This window comes from Metapseudomonas phytobenefica (assembly GCF_043392685.1).
In the GTDB taxonomy this organism is placed as follows: domain Bacteria; phylum Pseudomonadota; class Gammaproteobacteria; order Pseudomonadales; family Pseudomonadaceae; genus Metapseudomonas.
Map to the genome: position 1 here is coordinate 1 of NZ_JBHZGM010000027.1, position 19,816 is coordinate 19,816.

A 19,816-nucleotide genomic window follows, 5' to 3' on the forward strand; every position below is an offset into this window, starting at 1 on the left:
AAAGCGTGCTGGACAAGCCGGCGGCGCCCAGCACCTGGGAAGCCATCCAGCGGGTGGCCCAGGCCAACGCCGACGCCTACGAGCGGGTTTTTGACTTCATTCCCCAGAGCATCAGCCCGGTGCAGACGCAACTAACCCCGGCGTTGCCGCCGGAATACAAGGACGGCTTTCCCGCCTCGGTCTGGCCGACCTGGGCCTATCGGAAGGCAGGGGACCGGAGCTTGGGCGGCCAGCAGTTACGGCCATTGCCCCATGAATATGCCTTCTGGCGCTCGGACACCCTGCAAAAGGTGCGCACTTTCGATCCCCCAAAAGGTATCGAGGGCTTTATCACCGCACTGCCTACTCGCTGGACCCTGGGCGAGCGCAACCACTCCGGCATTCATCTCGGCATCCTGGCCAACCGGCTCGACGCTTCCCCACAGCGGCGCGTGGCTCAGGCAAGCACTCCAGAGGACACCACCACATGATCCGGCTGATCCTGCTGCTACCCCTCTTGTTCGCCCCGCTGGTCGAAGCCGGCTCATCTCGCCAGGAATGCCTGGGCCGGGTGGCCTTTGACGTGCAGGAAGAGATCGAGTGGGCGGTGTTTAGTAACAAGCGTGTTACGCGCATTGCTGATGCGAGAGGCGGGGGGCACCGCTTTACCGACAAAGTCGCGGGCCGTTGGGAGCGGTTGAGTTACGGCACTGATCACAACGCCATTGTCTACGTCACGGCTCCAACCACCCGTGAAAAATTTGACGGCGCTGCGAACTATATCCGGGGGCGAGGAACGCTTTATCAGGAGGAGTTGAGGAAAAAGATCGAGATTAAGAAATACCGCATCCAACGCATGCAGGCCGGCAATTACAGCACGCCAGAAGATATCAAAAGCGTTGAGGAAGAGATTCGCGAAGTCGAAGCCGATATTCCCCTGGCCCAGATCTACGACCACGACCTGGGCATTCCGGACTCTCATGCTTTGGGTAGTAAGGAGATTCCATTTCGACTGCTGCTGTGGCGGGACTCGCGGGTCTACTACTTCGTGTTCAGCCGCCCCGATGCCGGGACTGCCGTCTATATGCAGGACCTGGCCCGACGCTTCCGCACCCGGGCGCTGTATGAGGTGCCGCAGGAGCCGGGCATCTGCTTCCCCTATGGCTTTATCGCCGACGACGGCAAGGTCCCCTTCGACCTGCGGTTCAGTCTGCGTTTCACCCGCACGCCCAACGTGATCGTCAGCCTGCTCACCGCCTCCACTGGCAATCCCACCGAGCCGACCAAGGGGCTGTACGACACCGACTTCTACCCCGGTTTCGACCGGCGCAAATGGCGGCGGGTCAACCTGATCGAGCAGGTCTATTTCGGCAAGTGGCTGTCCACCTTCACCGGCTGGCACCTCACGCCCACGCCGGAAGGCGGCGAGCAGGAACGGGCCTGGTTCGGCCATGCCCATATCGGCGGGCCGGGTAGCTCACTGCCGATGCTGGCCATCCAGGTGCAGACCTTCGAGAAGGGCATCGACGACCTAACCGAGCACACCCCGCCGCCGGAAACGGTGATGCCGCGCATCCAGGCCCTGACCCGTTCGTTGCACTACCGCGAGGGCGTGCCCCGATGAACCGGCTGATCCTGCTGCTGCCTCTGCTGTTTGTGCCCCTGACCGAGGCCAGCTCCGCCCGGCAAGAATGCCTGGGTCGAGTGGCCTTTGATGTGCAGGAAGAGATCGAGTGGGCGGTGTTTAGCAACCAGCGCGTTACGCGCCTTGCCGATGCGAGAGGCGGGGGGCACCGTTTCACCGACAAGGTCGCGGGCCGTTGGGAGCGGGGCACTCATGGCGTGGATGGGCAGCGTGCAATTTTCTACGTCACGGCTCCAACCACCCGTGAAAAATTTGACGGCGCTGCGAACTATATCCGGGGGCGAGGAACGCTTTATCAGGAGGAGTTGAGGAAAAAGATCGAGATTAAGAAATACCGCATCCAACGCATGCAGGCCGGCAATTACAGCACGCCAGAAGATATCAAAAGCGTTGAGGAAGAGATTCGCGAAGTCGAAGCCGATATTCCCCTGGCCCAGATCTACGACCACGACCTGGGCATTCCGGATTCTCATGCCTTGGGTAGTCAGGAGATTCCATTCCGGTTGCTGCTCTGGCGGGACTCGCGGGTCTACTACTTCGTGTTCAGCCGCCCCGATGCCGGGACTGCCGTCTATATGCAGGACCTGGCCCGACGCTTCCGCACCCGGGCGCTGTATGAGGTGCCGCAGGAGCCGGGCATCTGCTTCCCCTATGGCTTTATCGCCGACGACGGCAAGACTGCTTACGAACTGCGCAACAGCCTGCGCTTCACCCGCACGCCCAATGTGATCCTCAGCCTGCTCACCGCCTCCGCCGGCGACCCCACCGAACCGACCATGGGGCTGTACGACACCGACTTCTACCCCGGCTTCGACCGGCGCAAGTGGCGGCGGGTCAACCTGATCGAGCAGGTCTATTTCGGCAAGTGGCTGTCCACTTTCACCGGCTGGCACCTCACGCCCACCCCGGAAGGCGGCGAGCAGGAGCGGGCCTGGTTCGGCCATGCCCATATCGGCGGGCCGGGCACCTCCATGCCGATGCTGGCCATCCAGGTGCAGACCTTCGAGAAGGGCATCGACGACCTCACCGAGCACACCCCGCCGCCGGAAACGGTGATGCCGCGCATCCAGGCCCTGACCCGTTCGTTTCACTACCGCGAGGGCGTGCCCCGATGATCCGGCTGCTGGCGATGCCTGTGCTACCCCTGTCGATTGCTCCGCCCACGTTCCCGGCACGCCCGACGTTCAACATTCGCTTGCAGGACGTCCCGGGCGAGAAAGGGTTCGCGCTGGCTCATACGCCATGGGTGATCCATCGGGGCAATAGCCTGCTGGGCGAGCGCGACTCGGAGCTGGCCGTCATCGTCCGCGACAGCACCCCCAAGACGGTGGCGCTGGATTGCCAGCAGCCCCAGGCGGTGAGCGAGGCCATCCACCAGCTGCGGGTGGATCTGTGGAAGAAGCACTTCGGCCTGGCCCAAAGCCGCCGCGGCCCGGTGGAGCCGGCCAGAGCCCTGGAAAGCGTGCTGGACAAGCCGGCGGCGCCCAGTACCTGGGAGGCCATCCAGCGGGTGGCCCAGGCCAATAGCCGTGCTTACGAGCAGGCCTTTGACTTTATCCCCCAGAACATCAGTCCAGTGCAGGCTCAGCTGACCCCGGAGTTGCCGCCGCCCTACGAGAAAGGCTTTCCCACTTCGGTCTGGCCGACCTGGGCCTATCGGGATGCACTGAGGCGAAACCTGGGCGGCCAGCAGTTGCGGCCATTGCCCCATGAATATGCTTTCTGGCGCTCGGACACCCTGCAACAGGTGCGCACCTTCGCTCCCCCGAAAGGCATCGAAGGCTTTATCACCGCGTTGCCTACCCGCTGGACCCTGGGTGAGCGCAACCACTCCGGCATTCACCTCGGCATCCTGGCCAACAGGCTCGACGCTTCCCCGCAGCAGCGCGTGGCTCAGGCAAGCCCTCCAGAGGACACCACAACATGAACCGGCTGATCCTGCTGCTGCCCCTCCTGTTCGCCCCCCTGGCCCAAGCCACTGCCGTTCGCCAGGAATGTCTGGGTCGAGTGGCCTTTGATGTGCAGGAAGAGATCGAGTGGGCGGTGTTTAGCAACAAGCGCGTCACGCGCATTTCTGATGCCAAAGGAGGCGGACACCGGTTTACCGACAAGGTCGCGGGCCGTTGGGAGCGGGGCAGTTATGGCACCGAGCACGAGGCAGTCCTTTACGTTACCGCTCCTACCACGCGCGAGGAGTTCGACAGCGCGGCGAACTACATCCGGGGGCGTGGGAAGCGTTATCAAGAGGACTTGAGGAAGACCATCGAGATCGACAAGTACCGCATCGAGCGCATGCGGGCTGGCAACTACAGCACGCCAGAAGACATCAAAAGCGTTGAGGAAGACATCCGCAAAACCGAAGCCAAGATCCCCCTGGCCAAGATCTACGACCACGACCTGGGCATTCCGGACGCTTATGCCTTGGGTGGCAAAGACATTCCATTTCAACTGCTGCTCTGGCGGGACTCGCGGGTCTACTACTTCGCCTTCAAGCCCTATCCGGGCACGGCCGCCTATATGCAGGACCTGGCCCGGCGCTTTCGCACCCGGGCGCTGTACGAGGTGCCGCAGGAGCCGGGCATCTGCTTCCCCTACGGCTTTATCGCCGACGACGGCAAGACTGCCTACGAGCTGCGCAACAGCCTGCGCTTCACCCGCACGCCCAATGTGATCCTCAGCCTGCTTACCGCCTCCGCCGGCGACCCCACCGAGCCGACCATGGGGCTCTACGACACCGACTACTCCCCCGGCTTCGACCGGCGCAAGTGGCGGCGGGTCAACCTGATCGAGCAGGTCTATTTCGGCAAGTGGCTGTCCACTTTCACCGGCTGGCACCTCACGCCCACGCCGGAAGGCGGCGAGCAGGAGCGGGCCTGGTTCGGCCACGCCTATATCGGCGGGCCGGGCACCTCCATGCCGATGCTGGCCATCCAGGTGCAGACCTTCGAGAAGGGCATCGACGACCTTACCGAGCACACCCCGCCGCCGGAAACGGTGATGCCGCGCATCCAGGCCCTGACCCGTTCGTTTCACTACCGCGAGGGCGTGCCTCGATGATCCGGCTGATCCTGCTGCTACCTCTGCTGTTTGTGCCCCTGACCGAGGCCAGCTCCGCCCGGCAAGAATGCCTGGGTCGAGTGGCCTTTGATGTGCAGGAAGAGATCGAGTGGGCGGTGTTTAGCAACAAGCGCGTCACGCGCATTTCTGATGCCAAAGGAGGCGGACACCGGTTTACCGACAAGGTCGCGGGCCGTTGGGAGCGAGGCAGCCACGGCGTGGATGGGCAGCGTGCAATTTTTTACGTCACGGCTCCAACTACGCGTGAAAAATTCGACGGCGCTGCGAACTACATCCGGGGGCGTGGGAAGCGTTATCAAGAGGAGTTAAGGAAGACCATCGAAATCGACAAGTACCGCATCGAGCGCATGCGGGCTGGCAACTACAGCACGCCAGAAGACATCAAAAGCGTTGAGGATGACATCCGCAAAACCGAAGCCAAGATCCCCCTGGCCCAGATCTACGACCACGACCTGGGCATTCCGGATTCTCATGCCTTGGGTAGTCAGGAGATTCCATTCCGGTTGCTGCTCTGGCGGGACTCGCGGGTCTACTACTTCGTGTTCAGCCGTCCCGATGCCGGGACTGCCGCCTATATGCAGGACCTGGCCCGGCGCTTTCGCACCCGGGCGCTGTACGAAGTGCCGCAGGAACCGGGCGTCTGCTTCCCCTACGGCTTTATCGCCGACGACGGCAAGGTCCCCTACGAACTGCGCAACAGCCTGCGCTTCACCCGCACGCCCAACGTAATCGTCAGCCTGCTCACCGCCTCCGCCGGCGACCCCACCGAGCCGACCATGGGCCTCTACGACACCGACTTCTACCCCGGTTTCGACCGGCGCAAATGGCGGCGGGTCAACCTGATCGAGCAGGTCTATTTCGGCAAGCGCCTGTCCACCTTCACCGGCTGGCACCTCACGCCCACGCCGGAAGGCGGCGAGCAGGAGCGGGCCTGGTTCGGCCATGCCCATATCGGCGGGCCGGGTAGCTCACTGCCGATGCTGGCCATCCAGGTGCAGACCTTCGAGAAGGGCGTCGACGACCTTACCGAACACACCCCGCCGCCGGAAACGGTGATGCCGCGCATCCAGGCCCTGACCCGCTCGTTGCACGACCGCGAGGGCGTGCCCCGATGATCCGGCTGATTCTGCAACGCCAGGCCGCCCGCTGCGTCGCCCTGGGCTACAGCGCCGAAGAGGGCATCACCCTGCACTTCACCGAGCTGCGGGAACTGCCGCACTTGGCACCCGAGGAGCTCGCCGAACTCCGCCCCTTCTTGCCCGGCAAGGGCGGTCTTGCCGACCGGGCAGGACAGACCTCCAGCGATGAGCAGTACGCCTACGATCGCGAGTGGTTCAAGACGTATGCGGTTGCCGACGACAAGGCCAGTGGATTGGCGGATGCCCATATCCCGCTGTTCGTCAGCCGTGGTTTCAGCCTTTCCGAACGCGCGGAGATTGCCTACCAACTGAGGCTCAACCGCCTTGATCCGGGGCTCGACAAGCGTTCGATCACTACCATGGCCAGCACGGTCACTCACCGCCAGAAGACTGTACTGGTGGACTACGAACTGTCGGATCGGGCCATTGGCTTCGTCATGAGCCACAACATGCTCGACGAGTACTGGGATACCGAGCGGAACTCGGCACTCATGCCTCCGGACCCCGAGATCAACGAGATCGTCCCGCTACCCCCGGCCAAGTTGCCGCCCTGGGACGGCAAGCTGCAGTGGCTGGAAGAGCGCGAAGCCAATATCCCGCCGCCCAAGCCCGGCGAGGCGCTGATCCGCCAACTGGCCCAGGCCAGGCACCTCGACTCCGTCACCGGGCGGCCGCTGCCGACCTCGCCGCACTTCATTGCGGTCGACGATCCCGCCCCCAAACTGCCACAGCGGTCAACCCTGTCCGCGTCGTTGTACTTCCTCATTCCCCGTCTTCTTCCAGCGCCGCGTTCTCTTCCTTGGACTTGGCCATGCTGTGGTGGAGAAATGCCTGGGCGATCACGGCGCGGAGCTGTTCGTCGTCCCAGGGTTTGGTGAGGAACTTGTAGATGGCGCCCTGGTTGATGGCGTCGGTGACGGATTTGAGGTCGGTGTAGCCGGACAGCACGATGCGGATGGTGTCGGGGTAGAGGTCCTTGACCCGGCTGAGGAACTCGGTGCCGTTCATTTCCGGCATGCGCTGGTCGGAGAGGATCACCTGGATGTCGTGCTTGGCCAGCTGCGCGAAGGCGTCCTGGGCGCGGCTGGCGGTGAGGATCTGGTAGCCGTCGCGGCGCAGCACGCGGGTGAGGGCGCGGAGGATGTTTTCCTCGTCATCCAGCAGCAGCAGGGTCTGGGTGTTTCCGGAACCGGCGCGGGAGTCCATGTAGGCCGCCGGGCTCTTGTGGTGCTCGTGAAGGAACTGCTCCAGCTGCTCGAAAGGCATGGGGCGGGCGAAGTAGTAGCCCTGGAATTCGTCGCAATGGCTCTTCTTCAGGAAGGCGAACTGGGGCTCGCTTTCCACCCCTTCGGCGATCACCCGCAGGCGCAGGTGATGGGCCATGGAGATGATGCCCTGGGTGATCGCGGCGTCGTGGCGGTCGCTGATGATTTCCTGGACGAAGGCTCGGTCGATCTTCACCTTGTCGATGGGCAGGCGCTTCAAGTAGTTGAGGCTGGAGAAACCGGTGCCGAAGTCGTCGATGGACAGGCGCACCCCGAGGGCCTTCAGCGCCTGCAGGGTGGCGATGGCGCGCTCGGCGTTGTCCAGCAACACGGTTTCGGTGATCTCCAGTTCCAGCAGTTCGGCGGGTAGCCGGGTTTCCTCGAGGATGCGCCGCACGCTTTCGACGAAGATGCTGCGCTGGAAGTGCACCGCCGAGATGTTCACCGCCACCACGGTGCGGGCCATGCCCCGGTCGAGCAGTTCGCGGCAGGCGCGACAGGCGGTGGCCAGCACCCATTCGCTGAGCGGGATGATCTGTCCGGTGTCCTCGGCCACCGGCACGAACTGTGCCGGCGAGATGAAGCCAAGCAGCGGATGCTGCCAGCGCAGCAGCGCCTCGAAGCCGGTGACGCGGCCGTTGCGACCGTCGATCTGCGGCTGGTAGTAGAGCATGAAGGCGTTGGCTTCCAGGGCCTTCTGCAGCTCGTTGCGCAGGGTCACGCGCTCGCTGACCTTCTGCTCCAGGTCGGTGGTGTACCACTGGTAGCAATTGCGCCCTTGCTGCTTGGCCTTGTACATCGCCAGGTCCGCCTGCTGGATCAGCTGCATGGGTTGCTGCATGCCCTGCTCGCTCATGGCGATGCCCAGGCTGGCGGTGATGTGCAGTTCGCTGCCGGCGATGGGATAGGGGCGCGCGATGCAGTCGATGACGCGCTCGGCGACTTGCAGCACGTCTTCCTCGCGGGCCAGGTCCGGCAGGATCAGGATGAATTCGTCGCCCCCGAGCCGCGCCACGGTGTCGCCGGGGCGTACTTCCTGGGTCAGGCGCCGCGCCACTTCCACGAGGATCTGGTCGCCGATGCCGTGGCCCATGGAGTCGTTGATCGGCTTGAAGCCGTCGAGGTCGATGAACATCACCGCCAGCTTGCGCTGGTAGCGCTGGCTGATCTGGCAGCCCTGGCGCAGACGGTCTTCCAGCAGGGAGCGGTTGGGCAGGCCGGTGAGCACGTCGTGGCTGGCGTTGTAGGCCAGTTCGGACTCCACCCGCTTCTGCTCGGAAATGTCGTTCTGCACACCGATGAAGTGGGTGATCTCGCCGTGCTCGTTGGGCACCGGGGCGATGTAGAGGTCGTTCCAGAAGGGCGTGCCGTCCTTGCGGAAGTTGCGCAGCACCACGTGGACTTCGCGCTTCTCCGCCAGCGCGTGGCGGATTTCGGCGATGCCCGCCTGTTCCCGGTCCGTACCCTGGAGGAAGCGGCTGTTGCGGCCCATGGCCTCGGCGGCGCTGTAGCCGGTGATGCGCTCGAAGGCCGGGTTGACGTAGATCACCGGCAAGTCGTCGGTGGTGGCGTCGCAGATCATCGCGCCGTTGTAGCTGGCCTCGATGCTGCGCTGGAGGATGCGCAGCTTCTTCTCCGATTCCTTGGCGCGGCTGATGTCGCGGAAGGCGATGACCCAGCCGCCGAGGGTCTGTGCGTGCAGCAGCGGCGCACAGTCGTAGGCGATATGCCGTTCGCCGTCCAGGCTGACCTCGCCGTGGCGGTTGATGGTGGCCGGACTGTAGAGGTCCAGCGGCAGGTGCGCCGCCAGGGGCTGGCCGAGCAGGTTTTCGACGCCCTGGCCGAGCAGTTCGGCGGCGGCCGGGTTGACGAAGTTCAACCGGCCTTGCCGATCCACCGCCAGCAGGCCTTCGCCGACGCTGTCGGTAATGGCGGAGGTGAAGTCCAGCTGTTCCTGCAGGCGCTGTTCGCCGGAGAGCACCTGCTGCACCAGGCGAATGTTCTCCAGCGCCGCCACTGCCATCTGGGCGAACTGCTGGGCGATGGCCAGGTCATCCTGGTTGAAGTCGCCGTCGAACTTGTCGGACAGCTGGATCAGGCCCAGGTGGCGTCCGCCGTGGTCGATCAGCGGCACTGCCAGCCAGCCCTGCAGCGGCAGCTGGCCGGTGTCCTCGTCGCCGCTGGCGTCCAGCTCTGCGCGGCTCAGCAGGACCGGTTGATTCCCGGCACAGGCGCGGGCGTAGAGTGCAAGGCCTTCGGCGGGCAACTGCGGCGTCCGCCAGGCCTGGTACTTGCTGGAAAGGGAGAAGGCTTCCAGGCCCTGGTCGTCGGTCAGGTCGAGCAGCGACAGGTGCGCTTCCACCAGCAGGCGCAGCTGCTCGCACATGAAGTCCAGCAGCGCGCGGGTATCGAGGATGCCGCCGATGCGCAGCGCGGTATCGCTGAGGCCGCGCAGCAGCAGGGCCTTGCGTTCGGACTGGGTCAGGGCGTCCTGCAACTCGCGGGTCATGCGGTTGCGTCCGCCGATGTCCTTGGCGATGCCGAACACGCCGACGATCCGGCCTTCGACGACGATGGGCAGGTGGGTGATGTCCAGTTCCAGCTGCCCGCCGGCGCGGTTGCGGCAGCGCACTTCGAAGCGTTGCGCCTGGCCGTCGAGGGCGGCGCGGAAGTGCTGGAGGCCATGCTCGACGTCTTCCGCCTGCATCAGGTTGGAGAAGGGCTGGCCGAGCAGTTCGGTGGCGCTGTAGTCGATGAGCTCGCAGCCGGCCTGGTTGAGGCTGAGGAAGCGCCCTTCGCGGTCCAGGGAAAACACCGTGTCGGGGTTGAAGATGAACAGGGAGCGGTAGCGCTGTTCGCTCTCCTGCAGGCGCAGGCGGTCGTGCTGGCGCTCGATGGCGATGGCCGCCAGCTGTCCGGCGGTGCCGATCAGTTGCAGGGACTCGTCATCCGGGGCGCAGGGCTGGCGCAGGTAGACGGCGAAGGTGCCGAGCACGTCGCCGTGGTGGGAGATCAGCGGGATCGCCCAGCAGGCGAGCAGGCCGTGGCGCAGGGCCTGTTCGCGGTGCTCATGCCAGAGCGGGTCTTCGCTGATGTCTTCACTGACCACCATCTGCCGGCGGAACGCGGCAGTGCCGCAGGCACCCGCCAGGGGGCCGATGGGCAGGCCGTCCAGCGCCTGGTTGTAAGTGTCCGGGAGGCTCGGTGCCGCACCCAGGCGCAGGCGCTTGTGCTCGCCATCCACCAGTAGCACCGAGCACAGGGCGGTCGGGTCCAGGGTTTCACTCATCAGGCAGATGGCCTTGAGGATTTCCGCCAGCGGCTGGTCGGTGGAAATCATGCTGAGGATGTCGCGCTGGTCCTCGGCGTAGGCTTCGTGGCGTACCAGGCTGGTGATGTCGTGGGCCACGGCGAACAGGGTGCGTTCGCTTGCCGACCAACTGGCAGACCAGAGCAGGTGCACCACGCTGCCGTCCTTGCGCTTGCAGCGGTTGCGCACCGCGTCCCAGGACTCGCCGCGGATGATCGCCTGGAACTCGGTGCGGGTGCGGTCGCGGTCTTCGGCCAGGACGAAGTCGGTATAGGCTCGGCCGATCAGTTCGTCGGGGCGATAGCCGAGCACGCTGTGGCAGGAGGGGCTGACCTGGATGAAGCGCTCGTCCGCGTCGACGGAGCAGAGTACGTCCATGGAGTGATCCATGATCCTCTGGTTCTGTGTCTGCAGCCGGGCCTGGTGCTGCAGGCTCTGCTCCAGTTCGAGGTTGCTTTCGTACAGTCGCCTGCTGCGCTCGATGGCCAGGCGCGAGAAGCTCTGGCTGACCATCAGCAGGAAGGTGAAGCCGAGCCCGAAGAGCATGAACAGCGGTGGCAGGTAGACGGAGGCGTTGTCTCGGCCCGGCAGCGCCTGGTAGGTGCGCATCTGCCAGCGCCCTTCAGGGCCGAGTTCGCTGCGTTGCTCACCCATCGGGAAGCGGCTGTGCCCTTCGATGCCGCTGCCGGACTGATAAATGCGCTTCGGCCCTTCGAAGACTTCCAGGATGAAGCCGTCCAGGTCCCGGCCGAGCTGACGGTCCAGGGTGGCGCGGATATCCAGGCTGGCCACCAGCAGCATGCTGCCTTGCCCGTCGACGCGCAGCGGCGTGGCCACCAGGGTGCCGATGTTGTCGACGCTGAAGCTCTGCGCCGGGCTCATTCGCGCCTCGCTGCCCTGGCGAACCTGCTGCAGCCAGTCGCGCAGCTCCGCCTGGGACAGGAAACGCTCCAGCCAGCGGTCGGCCTGGCGACTGCGGGCGCGCTGGCGGACCGGCTCGAGGTCGGTGTCCAGCACGGCGATCAGGTTGAGGTTGGGGAAGTCGCGCAGGTAGCTGTCGACCTCCTGTAGCCAGAGGCTTTCCGGCGGCATGCCGTGCAGGCTCTGCCAGCGTTCGGCCATGCGCTGGACCAGTTGCCGGCGCCCGGTGACGGTGTTTTCGATGGACGAGTGGGCGCGCAGCAGCAGTTGGTGGCTGTAGGCGTCGAGGCTGGCGACTTCGTTCAGGCTGAGCAGGTACCAGCCGATGCAGGTGGCCAGTGCGCCGGTCACGCCGGTGGCCATGCTGCGCCGATCGGGCAGGCGCCCGGGTTCTTCGGGCAGCGCACAGAGCATCAGCACCGCGGCACCGAGCAGGGCGATGAACAGATTGGCGACGAGCCCGGATTCCGGTCGGAAGGTGAAGCGCGGAAGACCATGGTCGGCGGCCAGCAGGGAGAGTTGTGAGAGCAGGGCCAGGCCGAGCAGGGTGAGGCCGCAGACCTGGCTGAGCCAGCTCCCGCCCTGGCGCGTGACCGCCAGGACCATGGCCAGACCGAACAGGCAGGCGACTATGGCCAGCTCGCTGCGAATACGAAAGTAGCCGCTGACCAGCGAGTGGCCCTGGTCGCTGCCGCCGGCCAGCACGTTGTGCGCGAGGCTGTAACCGGCCAGGGCGATCAGCGCCATGCCCGCCAGCAGCGAGATGCGGCGCAGGCCGCGGGTGGCGCCCAACAGTGCGAGGCCGGCGAACTGGGTGATCAGGGCGCTGTCGGGCAGCAGCATCAGCTCATGGCGTGCCGGGCCGGCGTTGATCAGGAAGGTGCCCAGGCTGATGACGCCCAGCGCCATGAGGGCGAAGGCCAGGCAATGCAGGTAGGCCTGGTAGCAGATTTCGCGATTGTGCTTGGCCATGGTGTCGTGCCGTTCCGTTGGCTGGGACTGTCCTGGCTGACGGTGGTTAGTCATCCAGGTCATCGCCCTCCAGCAGCACGGCGCCGTCGGCGTCGCGGCGCACGCGGGTCAGCCCCGGGTGCTCGGTCTCCAGGCGCAGCAGTTCCCGGCGATGGCGGTCGAGGCTGTGCTGCTGGCCGCGCACCAGCTCCAGCAGGCGGCGGTTTTCGTTGCGCAACTGGTAGAGGTCGACGGCGGCTTGCAGGGCGCTCTCGACTTCGTAGTTCTCCCAGGGTTTGGACAGGAAGCGATAGACCTCGGCGCGGTTGATCGCCTGTATCAGCGTGGTGCGGTCCCCGTGGGCGCTGAGCAGCATGCGCAGGGCATCGGGCTGGCGTTGGCGGGCGAACTGCAGGTAGGTCAGGCCGTCCAGTTGCGGCATTTTGAGGTCGCAGACGATGACGGCGTACTGGTGCGCGGCCAGTGCCGACAGCGCCGTTTCGGGGTTGTCGAAGGGGTGCAGGACCCAGCCCTGTGGCCGCAGGAGGCGTTGCAGGGCGCTGAGGATGTGGGGCTCGTCGTCCACCAGCTGGATCTTGATCATCGGGACTGCTCCTTGGCCGGGTTCGCGTCAACCTCGGGCTGGCGGACGTGAAGGGTGTAGCGTGCGCCTTCGCTGGCTTCGAAGGCGATCAGCTTGTCGATCAGGGTACGGCTGAGCTGTTTGCCGGCGTTGAGCAGGAGCATGCCGCTGTCGGCCTGGAGGTTGCGGGCCAGGACCATGCCCGGTTCCAGGCGACGGGTGTCCACCGCGAGGATGCCGGAGGCGGTTTCGAGAAGGTCCGGTGCGCAACGGCTGCACAGGTCGATGAAGCGCTTGCACAGCGCCGGGTCATACAGGCGCCCGGCATAGCGGACGAGGTATTGCAGCGCTTCCTCGCGCGGCAGCGGGCGTTGCAGCACCAGGCCGCATTGCAGCTCGACGAAGTCTACCGCCAGCTTGAGCAGGCGCGCACCGAAGGGAATGGCCTCGCCGTGCAACTGGTCGGGGAAACCGGTGCCGTTCCAGCGTTCCTGATGGTGGCGGATCAGCCGCCCGGCGTCGTGCAGGGGCTCCAGGGCCATCAGCAGGCTTTCCCCTTGCAGCGGATAGCGGCAGTAGCGTTCGCGCTCCTCGCGGTACAACAGGTCGCTGGGGCGGTTGAGCAGGTGGTCGTCCCAGGTCAGCTTGCCGAGGTTGTAGAGCGCGGCGGCCATGGCCAGGTCGCGGCTTTCCGTCTCCGCCAACTGGTGTTCGTCGGCGAAGGCACGCACCAGGGCGATGACCTGGGCGTTGCCTTGCTTGTCGCCCGGCAGGCGCTGGGTGAGCAGGGAGGAAAAGACTTCCGTGGCGGTTACATAGCTGCGTCGCAACTCGTCGTAGGCCAGGTCGAGCATGTCGGCGGTCTGCTGCAGCTCGGCGGTGCGGTCGCGGACCCGATGCTCCAGGCTGGCGTTGAGTTCCTGCAGGCGCAGATTCTGTTCCAGGGTGAGGCGTTCCAGGCGCTGGTGCTCGCGTTCGGCATGCTGGTGGGCCAGGGCCTGGCGCAGGGTGAAGCGCAGCTCGTCGTCATTCCAGGGTTTGCCCAGGTAGCGGTAGATCTGCCCCTGGTTGATGGCGCGGATGCTGGTCTTCAGGTCAGTGGCGCCGGTGAGCAACAGGCGCAGGGTGCCCGGCCAGCGCTGCTGCACTTCGGCCAGCAGGGCGGGGCCGTCGAGGCCGGGCATGCACGCGTCGGATACCACCAGGTCGACGTCATTCGCCGCCAGTACGGCGAGGGCCTCATTGCCGCCGCTGGCAGTGAGCAGTTCGTAGGGTTCGCCATGCAGGACGCGGCGCAGGGCGCTGAGGATGTGCTCTTCGTCGTCCACCAGCAGCAGGGTGGGGCGGCGCTGGGCTTCGCTCATGCCTTCACCCCGCTGGCCTGGGGTTGGTGTTGCGGCAGCCAGACACGGAAGCGGGTGCCCTGGCCGGGATGGCTGACGACCTCGATGCGCCCGTTGTGCTTCTGCACGATGTTGTAGGAGAGCGCGAGTCCGAGCCCCGTGCCTTTGCCGACCGGCTTGGTGGTGAAGAAGGGTTCGTAGATGCGGTTGATGATGTTCGGGTCGATGCCCTTGCCGTTGTCTTCCACCTCCAGCCAGATCCAGTCGTCCTGATGGCCGCTGCGCACGGTGATGCGGCCGAAGCTCTCGATGGCATGGGCGGCGTTGATCAGCAGGTTCATCAGCACCTGGTTGATCTGCGAAGGGATGCATTCCACCAGTGGCAGGTCACCGTACTCGCGCACCACTTCGGCCTTGTACTTGAGTTCGTTGTTGACCAGGTTGAGGGTGCTGTCCAGGCCCTTGTGCAGGTCGGCGGCGTGGAAATCCTCTTCCTCGATGTGGGAGAAGTCCTTGAGGGCGGTGATGATCTTCTTGACCCGCTCGATGCCGTCTTCGGACTCGTGGATCAGGGCTTCGACGTCGTTGCGGATGTAGTCGTATTCCAGGCTGCGCTTGAGCTGCTGCAGTTCTTCCAGGCTGCCGACGCCATCCACCGCGTCGACGATGCGCAGCAGGTCGTTGACGTAGCCGCTGAGGGTCTTGAGGTTGGAGAAGACGTAACCGATGGGGTTGTTGATCTCGTGGGCGACGCCGGCGGCGAGTTGGCCGATGGCGGCGAGCTTTTCCGATTGCTGCAGCTGGGCATTGGCCTTTTCCAGCTTGTGGATCAGCTGCTCCTGCTCCAGCTGCTTGTCGCCCAGGGCGTTGAGGGCTGCCGACAGTTGCCCGTCGGCGCGAGCGAACTCGGTGGTGTCGTAGAGCAGCAGGCCGAAGCAGCGTTCATCCCCGCTGTCGAAAGGAAAGAGCAGGGTGCTCTGCAGGCGCAGCGGCGTTACCTGGCCTTCGGGGCTGTAGGGCAGCTGGATCAGGTACGGGTCTTCGCGCCAGTGGGTGTAAGCATGCTGGCCCTGATCGCGCGCCTTGGCCACCATCCGGGCGAGTCGAGGTGTATCCGCTTCCGGGAAAACGTGGGTCAGCAGCTGGCCTACGGCAGGGCCGAGGGCCTTGCCGCTGCGCTGGCTGACGAATTCATTCCAGTAAAGGATGCGCAGACCCGGGTCGAGGACGATGACCCCCACCTCGATCTGTTCAACCAGGGCTCCAGTAAGATCCAAAGGGCTGCTTTCCATGATGTCGCCCGCTTTTTTGCTGTGGAACGGTTGGCAGGTGTTGAAATCCGGTTCGTGTCCTACTTTGTTGTACGAAGTGTATGACAGATTTCAGGCGTCCGAATCCGGTCGAGACTTGTGTAGGACGGCGTCGAAATATCCCTTCAACAGGAAAGCAAGGGTAGACCATGGGACTGGAGTCAAGGGCTGACGCACGGGTGCGCTACGAGTTCCGCTTTCCGGATGACCGCCTCTGGGTCCATGAGGTGGATCTGGCCGGGGCGGGGGGGCGCGTGGAGAACGGACCGGAGTGGGCGCGGCTGGACTTTCAGCAGTGCAGCCATTGCCCGCTGAATGCCGCACAGGTACGGGATTGCCCCTTTGCGCTGGCGCTGGCGCGGCCGGTGGAGGTGCTGGCGCGCTCGCCATCCTATGAGCAAGTGCAGGTGGCGGTGTTCTGGCGGGACCGGGAAATCCGCCAGAAGACCACCCTGCAGAGGGCCCTGGGGTCGCTGCTCGGTCTGCTCGGGGCCACCAGCGGTTGTCCCCATACGCGGATGCTGCGGGCGATGGCCTGGTTCCACTGGCCGTTCAGCACTTCGGCTGAAACCCTGTATCGCTCGCTGGGCACTTACCTGCTGGGCCAGCATCTGCGCCGCCAGCGTGGCCTGGAACCTGACTGGGACATGGACGGGCTACGTGAGCTGTACCGCAACCTGCGCCTGGTCAACCTGGGAATTGCCGGCCGCCTGCGTGCCGCCGCTGAAGAGGATTCCAGCCTCAACGGGCTGATTCTGCTGGACCTGCTTGCAGCCGACACCCTGTATTCGCTGGACAGCTACGAGGGTGAGCTGGACGGGTTCTTCGCGGAGTATTTCGAGGAGGGGTGAAACCAGGTGCAGGGGCCTTGCTGCGGTCGGGGCGGGCCCGCCTGTACGGACCCGCGCGCCGGTCAACGCTCGTCGAGGGCGAAGGCGGTGAGGGCGAAGGTGGGGATGCCGGCGTCGGCCAGGCGCTCGGAGCCGCCCAGTTCGGGCAGGTCGATGATGGCAGCGGCTTCGTACACGCTGGCGCCCATGCGGCGGACCAGGCGGGTCGCGGCCAGCAGGGTGCCGCCGGTGGCGATCAGGTCATCGAAGATCAGCACCTTGTCGCCGTCGCACAGGCTGTCGCTGTGCACTTCGAGGAAGGCTTCGCCGTACTCGGTCTGGTAGGGTTCGGAGAGCACCTCGGCCGGCAGCTTGCCCTGCTTGCGGAACAGCACCAGGGGCTTGTTGAGTTCGTAGGCGATGATCGAGCCGATCAGGAATCCGCGGGCGTCCATGGCGCCGATGTGGCTGAAGTCGGCCTCGACGTAACGCTGGATGAAGCTGTCGGCCACCAGGCGCAGGGCACGGGGCGACTGGAACAGCGGAGTGATGTCGCGGAATACCACGCCGGGCTTGGGAAAATCCGGGACCGGGCGGATCAGTGTCTTGATGGAGAAGTCGTCGAAGATCATCGCTGGTGTCTGAGAAAAAGGGCGGGTGGAACGGGCGAGCCCGCCGGGGCGGCGGGTTCGCGAGGATCAGCTGTCGATGCTGCCGCCAGCCATGGCGCAGAGTTCGATGGGGTCGAGGATGTGCACTTCCTTGCCTTCGGCTGCGATCAGATTGGCCTGCTGGAACCGGGTGAACACACGGGAAACGGTTTCCACTGCCAGGCCCAGATAGTTGCCGATTTCGTTGCGCGACATGGCCAGGCGGAACTGGTTGGCGGAGAAGCCACGGGCACGGAAGCGTGCCGAGAGGTTGACCAGGAAGGTGGCGATGCGCTCGTCGGCGGTCTTCTTGGACAGGAGCAGCATCATCTGCTGGTCGTCGCGGATTTCACGGCTCATCACGCGCATCAGCTGGCGGCGCAGCTGCGGCAGCTGGACCGAAAGCTCATCGAGGCGCTCGAAGGGAATTTCGCATACCGAGGTGGTTTCCAGGGCTTGGGCGGAAACCGGGTAGAGCTCGGTATCCATGCCGGACAGGCCCACCAGCTCGCTGGGCAGGTGGAAGCCGGTGATCTGTTCTTCGCCGGTGTCGGTGACGGTGAAGGTCTTGAGGGCGCCGGAGCGCACGGCGAAGACGGAGCCGAAGGCATCCCCCTGACGGAACAGGAGTTCGCCCTTCTTCAGCGGGCGGCCGCGTTTGACGATTTCGTCCAGCGCGTCCATGTCCTCCATGTTCAGCGACAGAGGAAGGCAAAGGGCGGCAAGACTGCAGTCCTTGCAGTGGGCTTGGGGTACGTTGCGCACCTTGATGATCTCGGACATGGGCAGTTCCTTGCTGGACAAACACACAATGCCCGTAAGGTTAACGCAGGGTGTATGTAACAGCCAGAGAAAGCCTGTTCGACTTAGTGCTCAAGTATGGCCGGTACAGGCCGATATCCGAGGCGAAATTCGGGCAAGGAGCAGCCTATGTTGCGGGTGGATACCAACAGCATGATTGCCGGCGTGGCCGACGCGGTGCGGCGACAGGTCGCACGCCGGGAAGGTGAACCGGTAGACACCGGTGCCGTGCGCCAGGGCATACGTGTCAGCCTGTCGGACCTGGGTAAGCCCGGCAGGGCTCAGAAGAATGACGACATCGAGAAAAGCAGCCTGCCGGACGGCATCAAGGAGCTGCTGAAGATGATCCGCGAGCTCAAGGCGCAGATTGCGGAGCGCCGAGCGGAGCTGGAAGCCATCGCGAGCGACCGGAGCCTCGATGACGAGACTCGCAGCCAGCGCATGGAGGGCCTGCGCAATCAGCTCGTGTCTCTGCAGAGCGCCTTGAGCTGCGCCAATCTCAATCTGGCCAAGCTGGTTCGCGAATCCGGCCTCAGCGACGAGCAGGCCGTGGAACTCAACCAGTTGCTCGCCGCCTGAGGCGGGTTCAGATGACGCGGGAGAATCGCTGCTGGTTCTGCTCCGCGAGGTAGCTGTCGAACAGCATGCACAGCGAACGTACCAGCAGGCGGCCGGTGGGAAGGACGTCTATCCGCTCGTCGCTGAGGGCGATCAGACGATCCCGGTGCATTTGTTGGAGTTGCGGCCAGATTTCGTCGAAATAGCCTCTGAATTCGATGTTGAAGCGGGATTCGATAGTGCTGAAATCCAGTTCGAACTCGCAGATCAGTTGCTGGATGACTGCGCGCCGGATGCGGTCATCCTCTTCACAGATCAGCCCCCGGCTGGTGGCCAGCAGGTTCTGTTCCAGGGCGCTCTGGTAGTCATTGAGCTGCACCGTGTTCTGGCAGTAGAGGTCGCCGATCTGGCTGATGGCGGATACCCCCAGGCCGATCAGGTCGCAATGGCCGTGGGTGGTGTAGCCCTGGAAATTGCGCTGCAGGCGGCCGTCTTCCTGGGCGATGGCCAGTTCGTCGTCCGGCAGGGCGAAGTGGTCCATGCCGATGTAGCGATAACCTGCGGCGCTCAACTGCTCGATGCTGCGCTGGAGCATTTCCAGCTTCTGCCCGGGACTGGGCAGGTCCTCGCTGCGAATCCTCCGCTGCGGCAGGAAGCGCTCTGGCAGGTGGGCGTAGTTGAATACCGAGAGCCGGTCCGGCTGCAGGGCGATCACCTCGTCAACGGTGCGGGCGAAACTGTCCGGGGTCTGCTTGGGCAGGCCGTAGATCAGGTCGATGTTCAATGAACGGTATTGCAGGGTGCGTGCGGCTTCGACGATGGCGCGGGTCTCTTCGAGGCTCTGCATGCGGTTGACGGCGCGCTGCACGGCCGGGTCGAGGTCCTGCACGCCTAGGCTGACGCGATTGAAGCCCAGATCGCGAAGCAGGCCCATGGTGGACCAGTCGGCCTCCCGTGGGTCGATCTCTATGCCGTAGTCACCGGAGTCGTCGTCCAGCAGGTTGAAGTGCTTGCGCAGGTGCGTCATCAGCCGGCGCAGTTCGTCGTGGCTGAGGAAGGTCGGAGTGCCGCCGCCGAAGTGCAGCTGTTCGACCTTCTGCTGCGGGTCGAGATGGCAGGCGATCAGCTCGACTTCCCGTTCCAGGCGCTCCAGGTAGGGCAGGGCACGGCCACGGTCCTTGGTGATGACCTTGTTGCAGGCGCAGTAGTAGCAGATGTTCGCGCAGAACGGCATATGCACATAGAGGGACAGCGGGCGACGCGCCTTGCGGCTTTCACGCAGGGCATGGAGCAGGTCGAAGGACGTGACCTTGTCATTGAACTGCACTGCGGTGGGATAGGAGGTATAGCGGGGGCCTGGGGTGTCGTAGCGGCGGATCAGGCCGGTGTCCCAGCGAATGTTGTCTAGCATGCGGGGGTCCCCGGTTTGGCTGTGAGTGCCAGGGAGTCTATG

The 19,816-nt window shown here is 64.7% G+C and carries 15 protein-coding genes and 1 pseudogene; 9 read left to right on the forward strand and 7 right to left on the reverse strand.

Going from position 1 to position 19,816, the window contains the following annotated elements; all coding sequences use genetic code 11:
• The 7 genes and pseudogenes from ACFW0B_RS19420 to ACFW0B_RS19450 form a co-directional block, all read left to right on the forward strand.
• Positions 1–470: pseudogene (locus ACFW0B_RS19420) on the forward strand (phospholipase); the annotation flags it as partial.
• Positions 467–1,603: a T6SS immunity protein Tli4 family protein gene (locus ACFW0B_RS19425; RefSeq protein ID WP_449150627.1), complete on the forward strand. Its 1,137-nt coding sequence runs from the start codon at positions 467–469 to the stop codon at positions 1,601–1,603. The pseudogene ACFW0B_RS19420 and the gene ACFW0B_RS19425, both read left to right, overlap by 4 nt.
• Complete coding sequence (locus ACFW0B_RS19430) at positions 1,600–2,739, forward strand: T6SS immunity protein Tli4 family protein (RefSeq protein WP_449150628.1); 1,140 nt, start codon at positions 1,600–1,602, stop codon at positions 2,737–2,739. Before ACFW0B_RS19425 ends, ACFW0B_RS19430 begins: the two co-directional genes overlap by 4 nt.
• Positions 2,736–3,551, forward strand: coding sequence for a hypothetical protein (locus ACFW0B_RS19435; protein WP_449150629.1), 816 nt, complete (start codon positions 2,736–2,738; stop codon positions 3,549–3,551). The genes ACFW0B_RS19430 and ACFW0B_RS19435 overlap by 4 nt, the downstream gene beginning before the upstream one ends.
• Positions 3,548–4,681, forward strand: a complete 1,134-nt coding sequence (locus ACFW0B_RS19440) for a T6SS immunity protein Tli4 family protein (protein WP_449150630.1) — start codon at positions 3,548–3,550, stop codon at positions 4,679–4,681. The genes ACFW0B_RS19435 and ACFW0B_RS19440 overlap by 4 nt, the downstream gene beginning before the upstream one ends.
• Positions 4,678–5,817: a hypothetical protein gene (locus ACFW0B_RS19445; RefSeq protein WP_449150631.1), complete on the forward strand. Its 1,140-nt coding sequence runs from the start codon at positions 4,678–4,680 to the stop codon at positions 5,815–5,817. Before ACFW0B_RS19440 ends, ACFW0B_RS19445 begins: the two co-directional genes overlap by 4 nt.
• Positions 5,814–6,719 (forward strand): DUF6396 domain-containing protein, encoded by a 906-nt coding sequence (locus tag ACFW0B_RS19450; RefSeq protein ID WP_449150632.1) that lies wholly within the window; start codon positions 5,814–5,816, stop codon positions 6,717–6,719. Before ACFW0B_RS19445 ends, ACFW0B_RS19450 begins: the two co-directional genes overlap by 4 nt.
• Here the strand turns inward: ACFW0B_RS19450 and ACFW0B_RS19455 are convergent.
• From ACFW0B_RS19455 to ACFW0B_RS19470, 4 genes are read right to left on the reverse strand one after another with little or no spacing between them, the layout of a single operon-like run.
• Positions 6,604–12,309 carry an EAL domain-containing protein gene (locus tag ACFW0B_RS19455; protein ID WP_449150633.1) on the reverse strand — a complete coding sequence of 1,902 codons (5,706 nt, stop codon included), beginning with the start codon at positions 12,307–12,309 and terminating at the stop codon, positions 6,604–6,606. The genes ACFW0B_RS19450 and ACFW0B_RS19455 overlap by 116 nt on opposite strands.
• A gap of 46 nt (positions 12,310–12,355) precedes the next feature.
• Entirely contained in the window at positions 12,356–12,892 is a 537-nt protein-coding gene (locus ACFW0B_RS19460) for a response regulator (RefSeq protein WP_449150634.1), read from the reverse strand.
• Entirely contained in the window at positions 12,889–14,235 is a 1,347-nt protein-coding gene (locus tag ACFW0B_RS19465) for an HD domain-containing phosphohydrolase (RefSeq protein WP_449150635.1), read from the reverse strand. Before ACFW0B_RS19465 ends, ACFW0B_RS19460 begins: the two co-directional genes overlap by 4 nt.
• A complete protein-coding gene (locus ACFW0B_RS19470; protein WP_449150636.1) occupies positions 14,232–15,491 on the reverse strand; it encodes an ATP-binding protein in 1,260 nt (419 codons plus the stop codon). Before ACFW0B_RS19470 ends, ACFW0B_RS19465 begins: the two co-directional genes overlap by 4 nt.
• A 182-nt stretch (positions 15,492–15,673) precedes the next feature.
• On the opposite strand from ACFW0B_RS19470, the gene ACFW0B_RS19475 reads away from it, so the two are divergent.
• Positions 15,674–16,375, forward strand: coding sequence for a DUF6901 family protein (locus ACFW0B_RS19475; RefSeq protein ID WP_449150637.1), 702 nt, complete (start codon positions 15,674–15,676; stop codon positions 16,373–16,375).
• A 62-nt stretch (positions 16,376–16,437) separates the two neighbouring features.
• Here ACFW0B_RS19475 and ACFW0B_RS19480 read toward each other — a convergent pair whose 3' ends face one another.
• Together ACFW0B_RS19480 and fnr are read right to left on the reverse strand one after the other, a co-directional pair.
• Complete coding sequence (locus ACFW0B_RS19480; RefSeq protein ID WP_449150638.1) at positions 16,438–16,986, reverse strand: adenine phosphoribosyltransferase; 549 nt, start codon at positions 16,984–16,986, stop codon at positions 16,438–16,440.
• A 66-nt stretch (positions 16,987–17,052) separates the two neighbouring features.
• Complete coding sequence (gene fnr, locus ACFW0B_RS19485) at positions 17,053–17,787, reverse strand: fumarate/nitrate reduction transcriptional regulator Fnr (protein ID WP_449150639.1); 735 nt, start codon at positions 17,785–17,787, stop codon at positions 17,053–17,055.
• A gap of 147 nt (positions 17,788–17,934) precedes the next feature.
• Between fnr and ACFW0B_RS19490 the strand changes: the two genes are divergently transcribed.
• Entirely contained in the window at positions 17,935–18,384 is a 450-nt protein-coding gene (locus tag ACFW0B_RS19490; protein WP_449150640.1) for a hypothetical protein, read from the forward strand.
• A gap of 7 nt (positions 18,385–18,391) precedes the next feature.
• On the opposite strand, the gene hemN is transcribed toward ACFW0B_RS19490, so the two are convergent.
• Positions 18,392–19,774, reverse strand: a complete 1,383-nt coding sequence (gene hemN, locus ACFW0B_RS19495) for an oxygen-independent coproporphyrinogen III oxidase (RefSeq protein WP_449150641.1) — start codon at positions 19,772–19,774, stop codon at positions 18,392–18,394.
• Positions 19,775–19,816: the final 42 nt, after the last annotated feature.